Source organism: Alteromonas sp. DY56-G5 (genome assembly GCF_041414725.1).
Classification (GTDB): Bacteria; Pseudomonadota; Gammaproteobacteria; order Enterobacterales; family Alteromonadaceae; genus Alteromonas; species Alteromonas macleodii.
The window spans coordinates 1-1,424 of the sequence record NZ_JANHZQ010000112.1 but is presented as its reverse complement, the minus strand read 5'-3'; the positions used below and the strand labels follow the sequence as shown (position 1 = coordinate 1,424).

Genomic DNA, 1,424 nt, shown 5'->3' with positions numbered 1-1,424 from the left:
CACCTCCGCAGCCATTTATTGGTGTGGTCTACAGAGGATTATGTCTTTTTAGAGGGGAAAATCCCTAGAACCCCAATATGGCCTGAATTGTCAAAGCATGGCCGTTTTCGACAAGTGGTAACTGCTTGTTAAGGGTCAAAAAGTGTGCGGAAACCGATCGATATAAAGTGAAATATTTGTGAACTAACGCTATGGTGCAAAGGTAAAAAGCGTCTGCAGAAGAAAAGGCCTGAAGAAAAGGAACCTACCTTAATGTTTATTCCCAGCATGTTATTGAAGCAGTTGTACACCCATGGCAGTTTGCAGAAAACCGAAGACGGGTTGTGCTTCATGCTGAAAAACCGCCTGAAAGACGCCCATCTGGAGGAAATCCTGCAGATTTCGCTGGATGGAAAACACATCTCTAACGAAAAAATCACCCTGAAAGTTGGTCCTGATACCCTGTTAAGTGCAGAGGAAGTTAATGCCAGTGGCAATGTGCCGTTTCCATTGCGGGAAGTGATCACCGTGTTCCTTGATGTGAAAGCCAAGGCAGGGCCGGAAAAGCTCAAACTCGGTATTGAATTTAAAGCCGCGCCTTTCGGTAAACTGAAGTTTACTGTCGAAGATAATATCTCACCGATTGCAGACAAGCCTGCGGGTATTCCCAGGGATCCCCACGATGACTATCGTCCGGAAATCATTGAACAGCGACAGCAGTTCTTTGCTGCTGCAACGGGGGCACCGGTGGACCACATCAGTAAATATTCTATCGATCCGGGTACACTGCGTGGCAATATCGAGCATTTTATTGGCGTGGCACAGGTACCGATTGGTGTGGCGGGACCGCTAAAAGTTAACGGCGAGTATGCACAGGGCGAGTTTGTGGTGCCTTTGGCTACTACGGAAGGCACGCTGGTGGCTTCGTATAATCGCGGCGTGAAACTGCTGAATATGTCAGGCGGGGTAAAAGCCACGGTGGTGGACGATGCTATGCAGCGTGCGCCCGTATTCATTTTCAGTGATGCCCGTGGCGCCAGGGATTTTGTGAAGTGGGTGAACGAGAACATCGACAAAATCCGTGATGAAGCGGAAGCCACGTCTTCTGTAGCAAAGCTCACGTACATCGACCATTTCCTGTCGAACAAATTTGCCTTCCTGCGTTTTAATTATCTTACCGGCGATGCGGCCGGACAGAACATGGTAGGGCGGGCGACCTTTGCTGCTTGCGGCTGGATCCTGGATAACTACGAAGGGATTGAAAACTTTTATCTGGAATCGAACTTCGCCACAGACAAAAAGGCCTCGCAGATAAATATCATGCGCACCCGGGGTAAACGGGTCACGGCGGAAGCGACAATTAAGCGCGAGTATAAGAAATATTAACGCTATGTACTACCCACTGTGTCAGCTGTATTTAAGGCCAGTTGCACGTGTGTCAAATG

Annotated in this window: 1 protein-coding gene; it reads left to right on the top strand. The window is 48.7% G+C overall.

Features of this window, described 5'->3' with window-relative positions:
- Positions 1–252: 252 nt before the first annotated feature.
- On the top strand, positions 253–1,365 hold the full coding sequence (locus tag NO989_RS21750) for a hydroxymethylglutaryl-CoA reductase (RefSeq protein WP_371343192.1): 1,113 nt from the start codon (positions 253–255) through the stop codon (positions 1,363–1,365).
- The last annotated feature ends 59 nt before the right edge of the window (positions 1,366–1,424 follow it).